Origin of the sequence: Pilibacter termitis, assembly GCF_900167335.1 — a bacterium.
Classification (GTDB): Bacteria; Bacillota; Bacilli; order Lactobacillales; family Streptococcaceae; genus Pilibacter; species Pilibacter termitis.
The window spans coordinates 150,611-170,237 of the sequence record NZ_FUXI01000001.1 but is presented as its reverse complement, the minus strand read 5'-3'; the positions used below and the strand labels follow the sequence as shown (position 1 = coordinate 170,237).

The following is a 19,627-nucleotide window of genomic DNA, read 5'->3' as shown; positions in this document are numbered from 1 at the left end:
CCTTGCTTGCACTAAAACAACGGGAAGAAATAGACAACCGTTCCATTGGCGACTTGTTTTATTTGATGGTCGATGAATTATCTGACCTCTCTTTTGTAGTGGCGTTCAAGCAACTCATCGAACTGTTCAAAAAAATATCTGCCGATGAATTGGTTTTAGATGACGAAACATTAAATAACATCATCAGTGAATTTCTCAGCCAACTTCCCAAAAATTATCAAAGAGTATTTTGGTAGTTGATTGAGTGAGTTTTTCTTTGGTTAATGTTGGTGTAGCAAGGGGCGTAGGGTGGTTTGGGTGGTTCAAGTTATAGTTATTTATTCATTGGGGGGATTGGGTTATTTGGTATGGTGAAGCCGGCGTCGGTCATTGCTCGGATGTATTCGGCGACAAATGCCTCGTTAATACGGAATTGTTCGCCGTTGATGACGTACATTGAAACACGAATAGCATAATTTCCGTTGCCTAAGTCAACTAAGCCAAAAACATTCGGAGTAGTTTGCAAATAGGTGTGAAATTTTTCAGCGAGCGTATCTGTTGTTTGTTGAATAATCGGCAAAATATTGTCTATTCCTTCGTCAAGATTAATTCTTGTATCAACTACCACACGAATATCTGAGCGTGAAAGGTTTGTAATCGTGGTAATATTGCGGTTGGGGATATAATGAATAGCACCGTCAAGCCCTTTTAACTTTGTCGTACGAATCCCTACTTGTACCACCACACCGTCAATATTTAGCCCTGCAAGTTTGATATGGTCGCCAACATCTAGCTGTTGCTCGACAATGATGAAAAATCCTGTAATCAAATCATTCATAAACCCTTGAGCACCAAGTCCGATAGCCAATCCTGCAATTCCTGCACCAGTCAAAAGTGAAGCAACAGGCACACCAATAATCCACAGGAGCGTATAAATAAATAGAAAAAGCATGGAATACTGGAAAACATTGTCAATTAGCCTTTGAAGCGTTGTCGCTCTTACTTCATTGACCCCAATTCTCTTGCCATAGGCTCGGTACGCTCGGTTGATAAATATTCTACCGATTTTGTAAAGAATAGCGAATAACACAAGGAAAAGCAACACACTCACTGCTTTTGTTACAACTGTTGCCACCAAATCGTCCCAACGGATACTTTCCCAAAATTTTTGCAAAGCTCCTACACGCTTAGAAACTTGCTCTTCAACTTCAGTTGACGGCGTGCTAGAAGTTGTTGTAGCAACAAAAAAATGAATAACGTTCATAAAATTTTCCTCTCTTTTAACCATAAACGAATATTTATTTAAAATTATACCCTATTCTTTGACTTGAAGTATGTATTTCATGAAAAAATTTGATATTATAGAGGTAATCTTTATAAAAAAATTGGTTTCTTATACTGATTGTGTGTGGTTTGTAGCTTTCTTGGAATTGAAAGAATTTTCTACAAAAAACACAAACGAATTTAGCGACAGAAAAAAAGAAAAGCACTCAAGGTGGTCTGAAGTCTGCGACGTTGTGAATCGTTGCCAGAGTTCCATGCCTTGTAGCTAGACAAAGGAGAGTTTTAATATGGTTGTAAATTTAGATTGGGAAAACATAGGATTTCATTATCACAAATTGCCTTTTCGCTATATTTCTAGGTGGAAAGACGGAAAATGGGATGAAGGCGAGTTGAGCGGGGACAATCAGTTATCCATTTCAGAGTCCTCCCCTGCGTTGCATTACGGACAGCAATGCTTTGAAGGGTTGAAAGCCTACCGTACAAAAAAAGGAAACGTTCAGCTTTTTCGTGTAGATGAAAATGCAAAACGCTTGAACAATTCTGCCAAACGTTTGCTTATGCCAGAAGTTCCAGTTGAAAAATTTATTGATGCTTGTAAACAAGTCGTGCGTGCAAATGAAGAATATGTGCCTCCTTATGAATCAAAAGCAACGCTTTATCTACGGCCACTTTTGATTGGAATAGGCGACATTATCGGTGTGCAACCAGCACAAGAATATCTTTTCACTGTTTTTGCCACACCAGTAGGTAATTACTTTAAAGGAGGACTTGCACCAACGAATTTTGTGGCAAGTTTTGACTATGATAGAGCGGCACCTTTCGGTACAGGAGCAACAAAAGTAGGTGGCAACTATGCAGCAAGTTTATTGCCGGGAAAATATGCAAAAGACAACCATTTTTCAGATGTGATTTACTTAGATCCGCAAACACATACAAAAATTGAAGAAGTTGGAGCGGCAAATTTCTTCGGTATTACAAAAAACGGAGAGTTTATCACGCCTAAATCACCGTCTATTTTGCCAAGTATCACGAAATATTCTTTGTTATATTTAGCAGAACATCGTTTAGGGCTAAAAGCGACAGAAGGAGATGTTTTCATTGACGAATTGGACAAATTTTCTGAGGCGGGAGCTTGTGGTACAGGGGCAATTATTTCACCAATTGGTGCCATTCAACTAAAGGATAAAAAACACGTTTTCTATTCTGAGGACGAAGTAGGGCCGATTACGAAAAAATTATACGACGAGCTTGTCGGTATTCAATTTGGCGATGTAGCAGCACCAGAAGGTTGGATTTTTGAAGTGTAATTTAACTTTTTTCCATTTTGAATAGAAAATTTAATAAAAACAGTTCACAAATTTTCTTATTTGTGGCAAACTAAAGCTAATAGAATAAAGGTATCTCTAAACACTCTGGTTAACCGTGAGTTTTTTAGAGATGCTCATAAATGAGGAGGTGGCTGAATGGAGCAATTAGTGGATATTTATCTTCAATCATTGTTGATTGCAATACTTTTTGAGTTTGTTTTGACAATTATTGGTCTTCCATTCGCCGCACTCCATAAATTTAAAACCATGCCGACAGCCAAGAGCTATTTGACGGAAATGCTATTAATAAATATTTTGACCAGCCCTATTTTAGCTTTTTCTATTTTAGCTTTTACGTTCATTTTAAAAGTTCGCAATCTAGCATAAGTGGGCTGAAACATTTTTTAGAGAGAAAAATGTTTGGCTCGCTTATTTTCATGAGCAATCCACTTGTTTTTTATTCGTAAGAAATGATAACATAAACTATCGTTAAAAATCGTTGATGATTACGGAGGAATAGAAATGTTATACGATGTAATTGTAATAGGTGCAGGACCAGCAGGAATGACCGCTGCTCTTTACGCTTCACGTAGTAATTTAAAAGTTTTGTTGCTTGAGCGTGGAGCTCCGGGTGGGCAAATGAACAACACCGCAGAAATTGAAAATTATCCGGGTTTTGACTCAATCATGGGACCAGAACTTGCGTTTAAAATGTACGAACCACTTGAAAAATTTGGCACGGAAAATGCTTATGGCATAGTCGTTGACATTCTTGACAATGGGAAAACAAAAACGGTTGTAACCGAGGAAAATCGTTTTGAAACGAAATCAATCGTTATCGCAACAGGAGCAGCACATCGCCATTTGAATGTCAAAGGTGAAGAAGAATATTCTGGTCGTGGCGTGAGTTATTGTGCTGTTTGTGACGGAGCATTTTTCCGCAATCGTGAGCTAATCGTTGTAGGTGGCGGAGATTCAGCAGTCGAAGAAGCGATTTATTTGACTCAATTTGCTTCAAAAGTCACAATCGTACATCGCCGAGATGAATTGCGAGCTCAAAAGATAATTCAAGATAGAGCATTTGCCAATGAAAAAATCGAATTTATTTGGGATAGCGTAGTTGAAGAAATCAAGGGCAATGAGATGAAAGTTGAAAGTGTTGTGGTAAAAAACGTGAAAACCGAAGAAACAACGGAAATTTCAGCGGGGGGCGTATTTATCTATGTAGGACTTGACCCTCTAAGTGAACCATTCCGCAAACTTGGTTTAACTAATTCAAACGGCTGGATTCCAACAGATAACGAGATGAAAACTTCAATTGAAGGCATTTTCGCAATCGGTGATGTCCGAGAAAAAACACTACGCCAAATCACAACCGCAGTAGGCGAAGGCGGCATTGCAGGACAACAGATTTATTTGTATTTGCAGGAGATTGGGGAAGATACCCCCTCATTTCCCTTGCAAAAAAAACAAAATCATGATTAAATAAAAACAATATGACGGATTTGAAGAACATGAATGAATTGAGAGCTTGTTACAGAGAGGTAAGGGTGCTGAGACTTACTATGAGTGCGATTCATTTACCAGCTTCGAGCCATTTGCGTAGAACGCAAACGCAGTTGCAGCGTTATGCATAATGAGGAAGCATTCGCTTCAAAATTTAGGTGGAACCACGATTAATCGTCCTAAATATGCGTTGAATACGTGTATTTAGGGCTTTTTTGATGAGTGCTACTTAAAGTCAATAAAAATGAAGTTCAATAAAGGAGAAAAATTATGATTCACATTACATTCCCAGACGGAGCAGTTCGTGAATATGAAACAAATGTTACAGTTTTCGATATTGCTCAAAGTATTTCTAATTCTCTTGCGAAAAAAGCATTGGCAGGAAAATTCAATGGTAAATTGATTGATACAACATTGCCGCTTGATGTGGACGGCACACTTGAAATTGTAACACCAGATCATGAGGATGCACTTTCTATTTTACGTCATTCCACGGCACATTTGATGGCTCAGGCGATGAAACGCTTGTTCCCTGAAATTCACCTAGGAGTAGGGCCTGCAATTGAGGGCGGATTTTATTATGATACGGACAACGAGACAGGACAAGTACGTGACGAGGATTTGCCGCGTATTGAAGAAGAAATGATGAAAATTGTCAAAGAAAATTTTCCTTCTGTTCGTCGTGAAGTGACGAAAGCTGAAGCAAAAGAAATTTTTGCACATGACCCTTACAAATTAGAATTAATCGAAGAACATTCTGATGATGAAGGAGGGCTTACGATTTATACGCAAGGTGAGTATGTTGATTTGTGCCGTGGACCACACGTGCCAAGTACAGGACGTATTCAAATATTTAAATTGCTCAATGTTGCAGGAGCTTATTGGCGTGGAAATAGTGACAATAACATGATGCAACGTGTGTATGGAACTGCATTCTTTGATAAGAAAGAACTCAAAGCTCATCTTCAAATGTTAGCAGAGCGTAAAGAACGTGACCACCGTAAAATCGGAAAAGAGCTTGATTTGTTTATGGTATCACAAGAAGTAGGGAGCGGTCTTCCATTTTGGTTGCCAAATGGTGCAACGATTCGCCGTACGATTGAGCGTTATATTACGGATAAAGAAATTTCACTTGGTTACCAGCACGTTTACACACCGATTATGGCAGATGTGAATTTGTATAAAACGAGTGGACATTGGGATCATTATCATGAAGATATGTTTCCGCCAATGGACATGGGAGACGGTGAAATGCTCGTTCTTCGTCCAATGAACTGCCCACATCACATGATGGTGTATAAAAATGATATTCGTTCGTATCGTGAGTTACCAATTCGCATTGCGGAGCTTGGTATGATGCACCGTTACGAAAAAAGTGGAGCGTTAAGTGGACTTCAGCGTGTGCGTGAAATGACGTTGAACGACGGGCATACATTTGTTCGTCCAGATCAAATCAAAGAAGAATTTAAACGTACACTTGAGTTGATGATGGCTGTTTACAAGGATTTTGAGATTACAGATTATCGTTTCCGTTTGAGTTATCGTGATCCAGAAGATACACATAAATATTACGATGATGACGCAATGTGGGAAAATGCACAAGCAATGTTGAAAGCTGCAATGGATGAGTTGGAGTTGGATTATTTTGAAGCAGACGGTGAGGCTGCATTTTACGGACCGAAACTTGACGTGCAAGTAAAAACAGCTCTTGGAAATGAAGAAACTCTTTCTACCATTCAGCTAGATTTTCTATTGCCAGAGCGTTTTGATTTGACTTATGTGGGAGAAGATGGTGAAAATACACATCGCCCAGTTGTTATCCATAGAGGAATTGTCTCAACAATGGAGCGTTTTGTCGCATATTTGACAGAAATCTACAAAGGAGCATTTCCAACATGGCTTGCACCAACGCAGGCAACGATTATCCCTGTTTCAAATGACGCTCATGCAGATTATGCGTACAAAGTAAAAGAAGCTCTGGATACACGTGGACTTCGTGTGGTAGTAGATGAACGCAATGAGAAAATGGGGTATAAAATTCGTGAAAGTCAAACACATAAAATCCCTTATCAAATTGTCGTAGGTGATAAAGAAGTAGAAGACGGAGCAGTAAATGTTCGCCGTTATGGTTCAAAAGAAACCAATGTGTTCACGCTAGAAGAATTTGTGGAAAAAATCGTGAAAGAAGTGGCGAATTTTTCACGTGAGGATTAAGGGGAGTTTTTAAATTTCCTAAAAAAGTGGCAAATTTTATGATTGCCACTTTTTTATTTCGGGAAAGTTCTTTATAATAAAGAGAACTTATAAAAAGATTATCGGGAGAGTTATCGTGAAAAATAAATTATCAGACACCTTGAACAATATGAAGTCGAATGAACAACCAAAAGAAAAAAAATCTCGGCGTAGTCATATTCCACTTCGATTGAATATCTTGTTTTTGATTATTTTTGTTTTATTTGTCGCCCTTATTGTTCGTTTGGGATATATGCAGGTCATGGAAAAGGACGTGTATATGGCAAAAATAGAAAAATCCAATCGTTCAACGGTTAGAATGACAAGTGCTAGAGGGCAGATTTATGATGCCACAGGAAAACCGCTTGTTACAAATGTAGCAAAACCGTCCATTACTTATACACGAGGACAAAACATTTCTGCACAAAGTATGCGTGAAATCGCCCTTCGTTTGGTGAAATTGGTGAAAATTGAGCCGAAAGGATTAACAGATCGTGATAGAGCGGATTTCTTTTTGTCCGATCAAACGAATTTACGAAATGTCTATGCTCGCCTGAATGATTTTGATTTAAAAGATGCCAATGGAAATGCGAAAACAGAGGCAGAAATTTATGCAAGTGAAGTAGAAAAAGTTACACCAGAGGAAAAAGTCTCTCTCGGTGAAGAGGGGGATGCTGCGGCGTTTGTCTATAAAAAGATGAACCAAGCCTCGCAATACAACACGGTGACGGTGACGAGTGATGATATTTCGACAAAAGATGTTGCGGTGATTGGCGAAAATGAAGCCAATCTTGAAGGAATCGCCACAGGTACAACGTGGGATAGAAATTATGAACACGCAGATTCTCTTCGTGACATTTTAGGCACGGTTTCGACAGAAACGACTGGTTTACCTGCGGAACATTTGCAGGAATATCTGGATAAAGGGTACGAGCGAAACGACCGAGTGGGAACGAGTTATCTTGAACAACAGTACGAGGACGTTTTACAAGGGAAACCAACGAAAAGTGAAGTCGTAACAAAACAAGACGGCACGGTTATTAAACAAGAAGTTGTAACAGAAGGAAAAAAAGGGGACAACTTAAAGCTGACGATTGACATGGCTTTCCAGAAAAAAGTCGAAGAAATCGCTGAGAAGTATTTCAAACAGGCGGTGCAACAAGGGAAAGCTATTTATTCTCCCGGAACGTATATGGTGGTGATGAATCCTAATACAGGCAGTGTGCTTGCAATGGTGGGACTAGATTATAAAGACGGAGAGCTAAAAACGAATACATTAGCTGCCATGTTGAACCCAACAGAACCGGGGTCAGTTGTCAAAGGTGCTACGCTTACGGCTGGTTATGAAACTGGTGTGATTACAGGCAATGATGTTATCCAAGATACACCGATAAAAATTGCAGGTACACCGTTAAAAGCCTCTGTGTTCAACCCGACAGGAAACAATAATCGTTATATCTCAGCTCAACAAGCACTAGAGCTTTCTTCAAATGACTATATGATGAAAATTACTATTCGTATGCTTGGACAAGAATATTATCCTGATATGACGTTAAATTATGATGCACGTGCAAAAGTCTACGGTGAACTTAGAAAAGCATATGCTCAATACGGAATGGGGATTAAAACAGGAATTGATTTGCCGAATGAGCCGACAGGGATTGTTACTCAGGACATGAATTTACCAGACGTTATGGGGAAATTGCTCGACTTATCTTTCGGACAATATGATACTTACACTGCCTTGCAACTTGCCACTTACGCTTCAACGGTAGCGAATGGCGGAAATCGTCTGCAACCGCACGTGGTGCAAGGAGTATATGCCAACACAGATAATGGTGCTTTAGGAGAATTAGTGAAAACAATTGAACCAAAAGTAGTCGAAAAAGTGCCGATTACACCAGAGCAGATGTCGATTATTCAAAACGGATTTTATGACGTAGTTCACGGAAATGACGCCTACACAACTGGGCTAGAAATGCGAGCTGCAAAACTGAGTATTTCAGCCAAAACAGGTACTGCCGAAAAAGCTCTACCGAACGGACAAATGGGGGTAAACTCCAATGTCGTGGCATATGCCCCAAGCGACAAACCTGAAATTGCAATCGGACTATTGTTCCCGCAATTAACCGACTATAAGGGCAAACAACAAATGTATATTACCAATGAAATTGTCAATGCTTATTATGATATGTATTATTCTAAAGGGAAAACTTTAGATTGATGTTGAAGAGATTGGGATAAAGGCTACCTCTAAAAACTCGCATTTGCTCAAAATTACTAATTTTGATTTAAACAGAGTTTTTAGAGGTGTCCATATATAATCTTTTAGTCAAACGAAGATTTCGGTGCATACCTCCTCCCCCTTGACAAACGCCAAAAAAACCTCTAAAATACCATAAGAAAACGTGAAAAAGAGTAGTACCCATAATTTTCTATTTTAGAGAGAGGAGCGTTGCTGGGAGCTTCTTATGGAAATGTGGCGAATTCGCTTTTGGAGTGGGGTTTGACCTCGGTGGAGACCGTTACACTTATTGAGAGATTGGCAAATTTGCCGATAATCTAGGATGGTACCGCGAGACAATCGTTCCTTTTGGAGCGTTGGCTTGCGTTTTTTTGTATCAACAAGATAAGGGCACCTCTAAAAACTCGCACTTATCCTAAATTGCTAGTTTTCCGATTTTCTTTGTCAATCTCCTCAACCTATGAACCACATAGCTTTCGTCGATTTTCTCGAAAATCGAAAAACTAGCTAATTTAGTCTTAAGCGGAGTTTTTAGAGGAGCCCATAAAATAAAAAACATAAGGAGAGTAGCATGAGTTTGAAAGAAGAATTACAAAAAGTTCAAGAGGAAACACAGGCACTGATTGCACAAGCAACTGATTTAAAAGGATTAAATGACATTCGTGTGAATGCTCTTGGTAAAAAAGGACCGATTACCCAAGCACTTCGTGGGATGAAAGAATTGTCCATTGAGGAGAAAAAAGAAGTCGGGCAAATTGCAAATACAGTTCGTGATGAATTGACAGAGGCGATTGAGGCGAAAAAAGTAGAGTTAGAACAAAAAGCACTGGAGCTGTCTCTAGCAAGTGAGGCGATTGACGTGACGCTTTCGGGCAAACAAGTCGCAACGGGTACTCGCCACGTGCTGACTCAAACACGTCAAGAAATTGAGGATATTTTTATTTCGCTAGGCTATCAAGTCGTGGAAGGTTTCGAGGTGGAGAGCGATCATTATAATTTTGAGCGAATGAATTTGCCGAAAAATCACCCTGCACGTGATATGCAAGATACGTTTTACATTAGTGAAGAGATTTTACTTCGCACGCATACAAGCCCTGTTCAAGCCCGTACAATGGAGCAACATGATTTTTCAAAAGGTGGCTTGAAGATGATTAGTCCGGGAAAAGTGTTCCGTCGTGATACAGATGATGCGACTCATTCACATCAATTTCATCAGATTGAAGGACTTGTGATTGATAAAAGTATTACCATGAGCGATTTAAAAGGAACACTTGAGACGGTGATTAAGAAGTATTTTGGCAATGAACGCACGATTCGCTTACGTCCTAGCTTTTTCCCGTTTACAGAGCCAAGTGTTGAGGTAGATGTTTCTTGTTTCAAATGTGGTGGGAGTGGTTGTAATGTCTGCAAGCAAACAGGTTGGATTGAAGTGCTAGGTGCAGGTATGGTGCACCCTGATGTGTTGAGCATGAGTGGCATTGACCCAGAAGTATATAGCGGTTTTGCTTTTGGTTTAGGTCAAGAACGTTTTGCGATGTTGCGTTACGGCGTAAATGATATTCGTGGGTTTTATCAGAATGATAAGAGGTTTTTGGGGCAGTTTTAGGAAATGATTTGAAGGAAGAAAAGCAGCAAACTATGAAAATAGCTAGGGAGGAACACAAATGCAAGAACAAATGACATTGTTTGAAAAGGAACCATTGAAATTTATGGATTTTTGTTCTGGAATTGGTGGTGGACGTTTGGGATTGGCAAGAGCAGGATTGTTTTGCGTAGGTCATTCAGAGATTAATCAAGCAGTTGATGAAAACTATCAGTTGTTTTTTCAAGATGGTTCTAATTTTGGCGATTTGATGGAAATTAATTCTGATAGTTTACCAGATTTTGATGTTTTGGTTTCTGGTTTTCCTTGTCAAACATTTTCGATTGTTGGGAAACGACAGGGATTTGAGGATGAACGAGGTCTTGTAATAACGGGATTAGTAAAAATATTAAAAGAAAAAAACATTCCGTGCTTTATTTTTGAAAATGTAAAAGGGCTTGTAAATCATGATAAAGGACGGACATTGAAAATTATTTTAAATATGTTAAAAGAATTAGATTATGATGTTGAGTACCAAGTATTAAATAGTGTAGACTTTGGGGTTCCTCAAATGCGTGAGAGAATTTATATCGTTGGTATAAAAAAATATCTAAAAAAACGTCAAATGAATTGGCTACATGAAGTAAAACGAGTTGATTTAAAAGAGTTTTTAGATGAGGAGAACCGACATTATTTATCAGAGGATAACGAAACTTTTCTTAGATATTTAAACAATAAGTATAATAAAGGAAAATATAACATTTCAGATTTACTTAAAAATGATTATTTGGTATTAGATACTAGACAAAGCGATTTAAGGTTATATGAAGGAAAGGTACCAACTCTCCGAAATGGTCGTCATGGTATTCTCTATGTTCGAGATAAGAAATTTGTAAAAATATCGGCTTATGAAGGAATGGCACTGCAAGGATTTCCAAAAGAAATTATTCAACTTGCTAAAAATAACAAAATAGGCACTAATAAATTACTTTCACAAGTCGGTAATGCTATGACGGTGAACGTTATGGAATTTGTAACGAAAAGAATGTTGGAGGCAATTGAATGAATTTAGAGGAGTTAGGTTCGCAGACAGCAAGAAATGGATTTAAGAATGAAAGAGAGATTGCTGAAAAATTTAACCATTGGCAAAGTGATGATGAGGCAAAAAAATGGCTTACGATAATGGGGTATAAACTTTCTGAAATATCGTCAGTTAAAGCTATTGTTTTAAGTGGTTATAAAGCAGATTTAAACTGTAAAGTACAAATACAAATGAAACAAGCATTAGACATAGAAAATATACAAGTAAAACTTGTAAGTAATAAAAAAGGATTTAATCAAGTAGATAAGCGTTGGGTAAGAAATTATCAAGAAATGTGGAAATTTCCAGAAGAAATTTTAAAGCTATTACAGTATTTTACAGGAGAAATTTCACCTTATAAAAAAGGAATAAAAGATGAACGCAGAATGTTTTTGACGGAATTTACCATTGAAGAACAGGAAAGAATTTTAACTTGGTTTACTGAAAATAAAACATTAGTTGTTAGCGATATTTTAAGAGGACGGGGAGAATTTTCAGCTGAATGGGTATTGGTGGCTCAAAAGGTAGAAGATAATGCACGTTGGGTTTTGAAAAATATTAATGAAGTGATGGGATTTTATATAGGTGAAGTTGAAATCACACCAAGAGGAAGCCTAAGAATAGGAAAAATAACCATGCAAAGAAAAGGTGGAGACAACGGTAGAGAAACAGCTAATATGCTACAATTCAAGATAGATCCCACCGAATTATTTGAAATTTAACTAATTGTTCAACATAACACAAGGAGGCACCCATGCTAAAAATAACCACCAAAACCCAAGACCTCACCCTAAAACTCCCGAATAAAAAATACGGGAGAGAAGTATTTGAAGTTATCGAGAACAATCGTGAGATTTTTAATCAATGGTTTTTCTGGACGGAATTTACGAGGGAAATAGAAGATAGTGAAAATTTTCAAGTAAGTCAGCTAGAAGAATTTGGAAAAGGGAATGTGATTGTTTTTAATATTTTCTATCAAGAGAGATTGGTAGGTATGATTGATGTTCATGCGATAGACCAGTTGAACAAACGAGGAGAAGTGGGCTATTGGCTTGACAAAGACTATACAGGGCGAGGCATTATGTCAACAGCTCTAAAAACGATAGAAGAATATGTCTTTACAGAAACAGAATTGAACAAATTACTTATCAAACATGATATAGAAAATAAAAATTCTAAGCACGTAATCACTGCAAATAACTATCGCTTAGTCGGCGAATTAAAAGAAGAAATTTTTCACAACAAACAATTCCACGACTGCTTAATTTACGAAAAAACAAAAAATGAATGGAAACGAAAAGCGAAGAGGGGCGTATAGGTGTTTGCAACAGTGAGCCACGTCGTTCATATACTCGAAACGCAAGTTTCGAGCGACGTTGCGAACAGTTGCCAAACACCTGCCACTCGTAGCTAGACAAAACGAAAAGCGGAGTAGTGCGTATTGAATTTTGTCGCAGTGAGCCATGCCATTTACTTGCCTGAAGCAGAGCTTCAGGTGGCATTGCGAACAGCGACCAAAATTCAGCACTACGTAGCTAGACAACGAAAAGCGAAGAGGGGCGTATAGGTGTTTGCGAACAGTTGCCAAACACTTGCCCTTGTAGAGCGAAAAAGAAAGGTGAAAACAAATGTTAGTATCAACCAAATGGTTAAAAGAATTAGTCGATTACGACTTAACTCCGCAAGAGTTGGCGGATAAGATGTCTCTTACTGGAATCGAAGTAGAGGGTATCGAAGTAAAAAGTGAGGGGTTAAAGAAAATTGTTGTCGGGAATGTTCTCGAATGTGTGCCACATCCAGATAGTGACCATTTGAGCATTTGCCAAGTAGATGTCGGAGAGAGTGAGCTTTACCAAATCGTTTGCGGTGCTCCCAATGTAAAGAGCGGTATCAAGGTCATTGTCGCACTTCCTAGTGCGAGAATTGCAGGGAATTACAAGATTAAAAAAGGGAAAATTCGTGGGGAAGTATCTCTTGGTATGATTTGCTCCCTTACAGAAATTGGTTTTTCTGATTCTGTTGTGCCAAAAGAATATGCGGACGGCATTTATTACTTGCCAGAAAATGCAGAAGTAGGGAAACCTGTTTTTGAGTATTTGGATATGGATGATGCCATTATCGAGCTATCTATCACGCCAAACAGAGCAGATGCTCTTTCTATGCGTGGTGTAGCGTATGAAGTCGGTGCGATTGTTGGCAAAACACCAAATTTTGCGGATCAATTGCCGAAAGAAGATGAAAATGATACAGTTGAAAACTATATTTCAATCAAAGTAGAAAACGAACAAGATACACCAACCTACAAAATGCGTGTGATTAAAAACGTTAAAATTGCTCCAAGCCCACTTTGGCTACAAAATCGCTTGATGAGCGAGGGGATTCGTCCGATAAATAACGTAGTAGATGTGACAAATTTCATCTTGCTTTACTTCGGTCAGCCACTTCATGCGTTTGATTATGACAAATTAAACGCAAAAGAAATCTTTATTCGCCGTGCGAACGCAGAAGAAATGTTGAGAACACTTGACGGTGAAGAACGCAAACTTGCAAGTGAACACCTTGTGATCACAAGCGGAGGCAAGCCTGTTGCGTTAGCTGGAGTAATGGGCGGAGAAAATACAGAAATTGATGAGTCTAGCACCACTGTTGCTCTTGAGGCAGCGTTGTTTGACCCTCAACTTATTCGCCAAGCAAGTAAAGCGTTCAATCTTCGTAGTGAGTCGTCTCTTCGTTTTGAAAAAGGAATTAATAAAGCAACCGTATCTCTTGCCTGTGATGTGGCAGCTGCTATGATTGCGGAGCTTTCTGGTGGAGTGGTCGTAAGTGGTGTGGCAACAGGAAGTGAGCGGACACCAGAAGAAGTGATTGTTGGCATTACGCTAGAAAAAATCAATCGTTCACTTGGTACATCACTTCACAAAGAAGAAGTAGAGAAGATTTTTGATCGACTTGGGTTTGAATATCGTGATTTAGAAGGGGACTTTTCCGTTAAAATTCCACCACGTCGTTGGGATATTTCGATTGAAGCAGATATTGTTGAGGAAGTCGCTCGTATTTACGGCTATGACAACTTACCGTCTACCTTGCCACAAGGAACGGACGCAAATAGTGGACTTTCTGCAAAACAAAAATTTGTGCGAAACGTGCAAAAAATCCTTGAAGGATATGGATTACAAGAAATTGTTTCCTATGCTTTGACAACGGAGGAAAAAGCCCAGCAGTTTACGGAAAAAGCAAGCAATATCACACATTTGGATTGGCCAATGACCGAAGAACGCACCAGCCTACGTCAGAGTTTGGTCAGTGGTCTTTTGGATAATTTGAGCTATAACATTGCACGCAAAAATAGCGATTTAGCGTTTTATGAAATAGGTAGAGTATTTGAAAATAATCAAGATCCGAAACTTCATTTACCAAAAGAAATCGATCATCTTTCCTTTGCCTTGAGTGGACTAAGAGTAACAAAAGATTGGCAAACTCAAGTGGAAAAAGTAGATTTCTTCACAGCAAAAGGCATTTTAGAAGGATTTTTCCAAGCAATTGGTGTCGCTGAAAAAATTTCTTATGTCGCATGGAAAACGAGTGATGATTTGCACGCTGGAAGAACGGCGAAAATTTTGCTAGACAATCAAGAAATTGGCTTTATCGGACAAGTTCACCCAAATCTTGCGAAAAGCTATGATTTGCCAGAAGTTTACGTCTGCGAGCTAAATCTTGATGTACTTGCAGAAGTTGTGACAATGGAGCAAACAATTTTTGAGCCAATTTCGAAATTCCCACTTGTTACACGTGACATTGCTCTTTTGGTAAACGAAGAAATTACCAATCAAGCAATTACGCAAGCAATTTTTGAAGTAGGGACACGTTTCTTGAAAAAAGTACATTTATTCGACTTGTTTGCAGGTGAAAAATTAGGTGCAGGTAAAAAATCACTTGCCTACTCGCTTACCTTCTCAAATGCTGAAGCAACGTTGACAGATGAAGAAATCAACGCAGCTATGGAGAAAATCACAAGTAAATTAGAAGAAATGTTTGGTGCGGAAATAAGATAAGGCACGCCTAACAAAAGCAAACAGCGATCAAAAGTCTGCAATTTGTAACTAGATAAAAAAAACTCACGGTTTCCGAAAATCGTGAGTTTTTTTATGTATGCTCTATCCAAAGAGGAACAACACTTTCTACTCTTAAAAAAGTTTTACAGCAAATCTAAGCATGAAATCCCTTACTTATGATAAAATAAGAGTATCAAATAAAATGACGAGGAGAAACAACATGAAACGAGAAGAAATGATTGCAAGAACGCATCAACTTGCCAAAAACCAAGAAACAATCGAGGAAATTTTTGTTCGTAACAAAGAAGAACATCGTGCAGAGGTGGCACGTATCAAGCGTGTGATGTATGAGAATTTTGCCGAGCTGTTGGAAAATTGGTTAGATTACGAAAGCGAAGCAGAAAAATAACAAAAAATGGGTGCTTTTAAATTTAAGAGTACCCTTTATTTATTGGAGGAATTATGAGGAAAATTATCCCGTTTGATTTATTATTGCCAGAGCATTATGCAACAGATGACCTGAATTTGACTTTTTTGCCCGTCAAAACGACAACAGACAACCCTTATTCATCGAATGGCGACGTGCTAGTTGCCGTAGAGTTTAGTGCGGAGACGGATATTTTAGCACATTTGACCGATGAGAGCTTTATTCTTTTGAGAAATGTAGCGAACGCACCTGAGGAAATTGTTTCCATGAAACTCTCTGTTGTGCATGATATTTATACTTTTACTCCGTTATCTGCAATTTCCATTCAGCCAATTGTCAAATTGCGACGAAACTTAGCTGATTTGGATATTTTCGGCAAAGTAATTTTTTCATTTCACGACTTTGCAGGTTTGATGAATGTTGACGGAAAAGCACGAGAAGTAGTGGATTTTCCAATGGTGAATTTGCCGTAAAAAGTATGGCTGTCCATTATTTTTTATAGTTTGTCTTTAGAGATGCCCTTTATTTATTTTTAAACTTTTTTGCAACCCTTGGCGAGCTAGATTGTCTGCCCCTTTGTTTTGATTTTCAGGAATCCACTGTACGATCAGCAAGGAAAAGTTTTTTTCTAGCTCTAAAAATTCCGTTAAATACGGAATAAACCTAGGATTTTTAGTAAAACCTTTATCCAACGAGGCAACAACCGTTTTAGAATCGGAAAAAAGGAAAATGCTCTCGTTTGTTTTTTCTTGCTCTAGTAAGATTTTTAGCGAGAGAAGTAGCACTTCAAATTCCGCCTCGTGATTGTTGGTAGCGTAAAGCGGAAAGGAGTGTTGCGTTTGTTTGCCGTTCTCGATAAAAACGATGCCACCGCCACTTAATTTCTTTTCTGTATGCGTTGCCGCATCTACATAAATTTTTATCATACTCAATTGACTTTCTATTTTTATGCTTTTATGTTAAAATTCTATCACATTGACTTGAAAAAAGTGAGTAGTAAGACTATTTTTTACACACTCAAAAGCGTAAGGAAGAGAAGTATGATTAAAATTTTCGGGAAAATTCGTTATCATTGGCAACCAGATCTCACGACAAGTGTGACGTATTGGTCAGCAACCTTTACTATTTTTTTCATTAGTATGATTTTTACATTGGAAAATACGGAGGTTTATTGGCTGACGTTTGTGATATTTTTCGTCTTTTTATTCTTCGTGGCAATCGGTTTTCATCGATATTTTTATTTTGAAAATGATGAGTTATTTGTCGTTTCTTTGTTCAAAAAAGAACGTGCGAGAGTAAAAATTTCGGATATTCGTGCCATTCAAATTGCCCCACATGGTGTGAGGATATATTGTGAAAAATGGAAAGACGGTCGTATTTTTTACATGAGACGTTGGCACAAAGAGCCATTTATGGAGGCAATCCGTGAAATGCAAGAATTTAAGGCAGAGATTACAGAGATTGAACATTTTTAGTTAGGAAAATAGTGTGAACACTTTTGTTAAGGGTACCTCTAAAAACTCTGGTTAAGCCAAAACTAGCAATTTTGGGTAAGCGTGAGTTTTTAGAGGTACCTTTAAGTCTGTTTTTGTAAACAAAAGAGTAGCTTTTTTAGTTTTTGATAAAAAAATAGGGCAGTTTTTTTCTTTTTTCTGAATAAACGGGTTTTATATAGCCACACCAAAAAGATAAGGTTATGATTTTAATGGTATCTTTATAACGTGGGGAATGAAAAGGAAAATGATGAAAAAAAGTATTATAATTACACTTCTCGGATTATTTGCAATTATCACAGGCTCTTTTGTCCATACTTTGACAAGTAAACAAGAAGTAAGAAAAATAGCAGACTCAATCGTTCAAGAGCAAGGGCGATTTACAGGTGTTTTGATAGAACAAGAGCCACACACACTACCCGCAAAGTCGGAAATTTTACAAAACGAACCTTCTGAAAAGGGAAGAATGGAGTTTGAAAAAAGAACTTCAACAAACGAAAAGAAAGAGTTTCAACTTACAAAAGAAGAATGAAAACAAATTTTTGATTCTCGTTCTTATGGAGAAGACAAGCGGCTTGAGAATAGAAAAGCAAAAAAGCGGGATTTATTTCTCCGCTTTTTTCCCGTTTTTCAACAAATTCAATCCAAAACCAATTGTATTTTCTTCTCGTTTTTTCATTCGTTCAATATTTTCACGATGTCGCAAGACGATAAAGAGTGCTAGTAACACAATCAAAACCGTAAATAACCAGTCTCGGTTTGCTAAAATCGGACAATGGAAAACTGGAAAAAGGAGTACACCTAAAAATCCAAAAGCAGCAGCTGCAATCGAGGAGAAACTCACCATGCTTGTCAAAAAGAGCGAAATGGTAAAAATCACCATAACATAAACAAAAAACATTGGTGCTACACCAAGTAACATTCCTGCACTTGTTGCGACTGCTTTTCCGCCTTTGAAACGGACGAAAATAGAAAAAGTATGCCCTAGAATCGCAAAAATCCCAAAAACAACTGGTGAGATATTGTTCACATGAAATACAACAGGCAAAAGAGTGGCAAGTGTTCCTTTGAACATGTCACAAAGCAATACAACCACACCTGCACGTTTCCCTAGCACACGAAAAGTATTGGTGGTACCAATATTGCCAGAACCAAACTGGCGAATATCGACATCAAAAAATTTTTTCCCAATCCAAACACCACTTGGAATTGAGCCAAAGAGATAGGCGAGTAATAATAAAAATGGAATAACCACGTTTTTCTCCTTCCTGTGAACGAAAGACCAATTGAAGTCTTTTTTGTTTTTTCACTTCATGTTTATTGACTTTGATAAGAAAATCTCTCGTACAAAAATTTTCATTTAAGGACACTCCTTAAAATATTTCATTATCATTTCTGCCCAAAAAATTATATACTATATAAAAGAGCTTGCTCAGAAATTTTACCAGATTTTTGCGTGGAAAGGAAGTAAAGAAATGAAATTTCACAATCCAGAGGAGAAGATTATTTTTGATTATTTGAAAAAAGCAAAGCGTATCGCTATTGTTGGGATGAGTGACAAGACAAATCGCTCGAGTTATTTAATTGCAGAGCAGTTGCAATTGGCAGGTTATGAGATTGTTCCTGTCAATCCAGTGCTTGCAGGAAAAGAAATTTTAGGTGAAAAAGTGGTGGCACGCTTGCAAGATGTTACAGGACATATTGATATTGTGGATATTTTTAGACGAAGTGAATTTTTACCAGAAGTTGCACGTGATTTTCTTGAGATTGATGCGGATGTTTTTTGGTCACAATCTGGCTTGTTCTCGGAAGAGGCGGCAGAGATTTTGCAAAATGCTGGTGTAGAAAAAATTGTCATGGATAGATGTACCAAAGTCGAACTACTTCGCATGAAATGGGCAGAAAATAGCGAGTAGAACAGGAAATTTCTCTGAGTTTATGCTATGATAAATGAGCTAAGCAAGCACGTAGCAAGAGAGGACGACAAAATTGATTTACCGTAATAGCGATTCGCTGAATACAAAAGAATGGAAAAGTTATTATTTGTCGATTGGATTGACAAGTAAATTTATAGATGAAACCTTGCAATATTTTTTAGACAAGGGGTGGATTGAATTTGGCGATTTCTTCCGTTTGGTTGAACTGAAAAAGCAATCCAACGACGTATTAGTGAGAAAATTAATGCCGAATTATTTAGCGGACAAAAAATTTCTCACAGGTGCGGTGACAATGGAGTTCTTATTGAGTTTTGATTTATGGGGGTATTATTTAGCGAAATATTTGTACCACTACCAAGCCATTATCCGCTTTGGACAACGTGACGAAGACTTATCATTTATCTATGAAAATTTAATCCTAGATTTCAAAGAAAACGTAGAAAAAGAGTTTGAACTCTTGAGAAAATACTCACAGGTGTTTTGAAAAAAGAAAAGCGAAGTG

At 38.0% G+C, this 19,627-nt stretch carries 20 protein-coding genes, 1 pseudogene and 1 other annotated feature; of the genes and pseudogenes, 18 read left to right on the top strand and 3 right to left on the bottom strand.

What is annotated here, in order from left to right:
* Positions 1-236: pseudogene (locus B5D30_RS13355) on the top strand (IS4 family transposase); the annotation flags it as partial.
* A 77-nt stretch (positions 237-313) separates the two neighbouring features.
* Here B5D30_RS13355 and B5D30_RS00830 read toward each other — a convergent pair.
* A complete protein-coding gene (locus tag B5D30_RS00830) occupies positions 314-1,243 on the bottom strand; it encodes a mechanosensitive ion channel family protein (protein WP_078806121.1) in 930 nt (309 codons plus the stop codon).
* A 307-nt stretch (positions 1,244-1,550) separates the two neighbouring features.
* On the opposite strand from B5D30_RS00830, the gene B5D30_RS00825 reads away from it, so the two are divergent.
* The 13 genes from B5D30_RS00825 to B5D30_RS00770 all read left to right on the top strand — a co-directional run bounded on the left by B5D30_RS00825 (position 1,551) and on the right by B5D30_RS00770 (position 16,168).
* Positions 1,551-2,570, top strand: coding sequence for a branched-chain amino acid aminotransferase (locus tag B5D30_RS00825; protein ID WP_078806120.1), 1,020 nt, complete (start codon positions 1,551-1,553; stop codon positions 2,568-2,570).
* Between the two features lie 156 nt (positions 2,571-2,726).
* Positions 2,727-2,957, top strand: coding sequence for a DUF4059 family protein (locus B5D30_RS00820; protein WP_078806119.1), 231 nt, complete (start codon positions 2,727-2,729; stop codon positions 2,955-2,957).
* A gap of 135 nt (positions 2,958-3,092) precedes the next feature.
* Entirely contained in the window at positions 3,093-4,055 is a 963-nt protein-coding gene (gene trxB, locus B5D30_RS00815; RefSeq protein WP_078806118.1) for a thioredoxin-disulfide reductase, read from the top strand.
* Between the two features lie 291 nt (positions 4,056-4,346).
* On the top strand, positions 4,347-6,290 hold the full coding sequence (gene thrS, locus B5D30_RS00810; RefSeq protein WP_078806117.1) for a threonine--tRNA ligase: 1,944 nt from the start codon (positions 4,347-4,349) through the stop codon (positions 6,288-6,290).
* Between the two features lie 115 nt (positions 6,291-6,405).
* The gene (locus B5D30_RS00805) at positions 6,406-8,532 is read left to right on the top strand and encodes a peptidoglycan D,D-transpeptidase FtsI family protein (RefSeq protein WP_234984585.1); all 2,127 of its coding nucleotides are present in this window, start codon (positions 6,406-6,408) and stop codon (positions 8,530-8,532) included.
* Between the two features lie 176 nt (positions 8,533-8,708).
* Positions 8,709-8,903, top strand: a binding site (T-box leader).
* A 221-nt stretch (positions 8,904-9,124) separates the two neighbouring features.
* The gene (gene pheS, locus B5D30_RS00800) at positions 9,125-10,159 is read left to right on the top strand and encodes a phenylalanine--tRNA ligase subunit alpha (RefSeq protein ID WP_078806116.1); all 1,035 of its coding nucleotides are present in this window, start codon (positions 9,125-9,127) and stop codon (positions 10,157-10,159) included.
* A gap of 58 nt (positions 10,160-10,217) precedes the next feature.
* The gene (gene dcm / locus B5D30_RS00795; protein ID WP_200806691.1) at positions 10,218-11,201 is read left to right on the top strand and encodes a DNA (cytosine-5-)-methyltransferase; all 984 of its coding nucleotides are present in this window, start codon (positions 10,218-10,220) and stop codon (positions 11,199-11,201) included.
* A complete protein-coding gene (locus B5D30_RS00790) occupies positions 11,198-11,938 on the top strand; it encodes a PDDEXK family nuclease (protein ID WP_078806115.1) in 741 nt (246 codons plus the stop codon). The genes dcm and B5D30_RS00790 overlap by 4 nt, the downstream gene beginning before the upstream one ends.
* Before the next feature lie 32 nt (positions 11,939-11,970).
* The gene (locus B5D30_RS00785) at positions 11,971-12,534 is read left to right on the top strand and encodes a GNAT family N-acetyltransferase (RefSeq protein WP_078806114.1); all 564 of its coding nucleotides are present in this window, start codon (positions 11,971-11,973) and stop codon (positions 12,532-12,534) included.
* Between the two features lie 123 nt (positions 12,535-12,657).
* Complete coding sequence (locus B5D30_RS14185) at positions 12,658-12,783, top strand: hypothetical protein (protein ID WP_268802082.1); 126 nt, start codon at positions 12,658-12,660, stop codon at positions 12,781-12,783.
* Positions 12,784-12,844: 61 nt separating this feature from the next.
* Positions 12,845-15,268: a phenylalanine--tRNA ligase subunit beta gene (gene pheT / locus B5D30_RS00780; RefSeq protein WP_078806113.1), complete on the top strand. Its 2,424-nt coding sequence runs from the start codon at positions 12,845-12,847 to the stop codon at positions 15,266-15,268.
* Positions 15,269-15,488: 220 nt separating this feature from the next.
* Positions 15,489-15,677, top strand: coding sequence for a hypothetical protein (locus tag B5D30_RS00775; protein ID WP_078806112.1), 189 nt, complete (start codon positions 15,489-15,491; stop codon positions 15,675-15,677).
* Positions 15,678-15,730: 53 nt separating this feature from the next.
* Complete coding sequence (locus tag B5D30_RS00770; protein ID WP_078806111.1) at positions 15,731-16,168, top strand: hypothetical protein; 438 nt, start codon at positions 15,731-15,733, stop codon at positions 16,166-16,168.
* Between the two features lie 36 nt (positions 16,169-16,204).
* Here the strand turns inward: B5D30_RS00770 and B5D30_RS00765 are convergent, their stop codons facing one another.
* Entirely contained in the window at positions 16,205-16,621 is a 417-nt protein-coding gene (locus B5D30_RS00765; RefSeq protein WP_078806110.1) for a ribonuclease HI family protein, read from the bottom strand.
* A gap of 114 nt (positions 16,622-16,735) precedes the next feature.
* Between B5D30_RS00765 and B5D30_RS00760 the strand changes: the two genes are divergently transcribed.
* Positions 16,736-17,170 carry an EbsA family protein gene (locus B5D30_RS00760; RefSeq protein ID WP_078806109.1) on the top strand — a complete coding sequence of 145 codons (435 nt, stop codon included), beginning with the start codon at positions 16,736-16,738 and terminating at the stop codon, positions 17,168-17,170.
* Between the two features lie 265 nt (positions 17,171-17,435).
* Positions 17,436-17,720: a hypothetical protein gene (locus B5D30_RS00755; protein ID WP_144399429.1), complete on the top strand. Its 285-nt coding sequence runs from the start codon at positions 17,436-17,438 to the stop codon at positions 17,718-17,720.
* Positions 17,721-17,792: 72 nt separating this feature from the next.
* Here B5D30_RS00755 and plsY read toward each other — a convergent pair whose 3' ends face one another.
* On the bottom strand, positions 17,793-18,443 hold the full coding sequence (gene plsY / locus B5D30_RS00750) for a glycerol-3-phosphate 1-O-acyltransferase PlsY (protein WP_078806107.1): 651 nt from the start codon (positions 18,441-18,443) through the stop codon (positions 17,793-17,795).
* Positions 18,444-18,663: 220 nt separating this feature from the next.
* Here plsY and B5D30_RS00745 point away from each other — a divergent pair, with 220 nt between their 5' ends.
* A complete protein-coding gene (locus B5D30_RS00745; protein ID WP_078806106.1) occupies positions 18,664-19,104 on the top strand; it encodes a CoA-binding protein in 441 nt (146 codons plus the stop codon).
* Positions 19,105-19,177: 73 nt separating this feature from the next.
* On the top strand, positions 19,178-19,609 hold the full coding sequence (locus tag B5D30_RS00740) for a hypothetical protein (RefSeq protein ID WP_078806105.1): 432 nt from the start codon (positions 19,178-19,180) through the stop codon (positions 19,607-19,609).
* Positions 19,610-19,627: the final 18 nt, after the last annotated feature.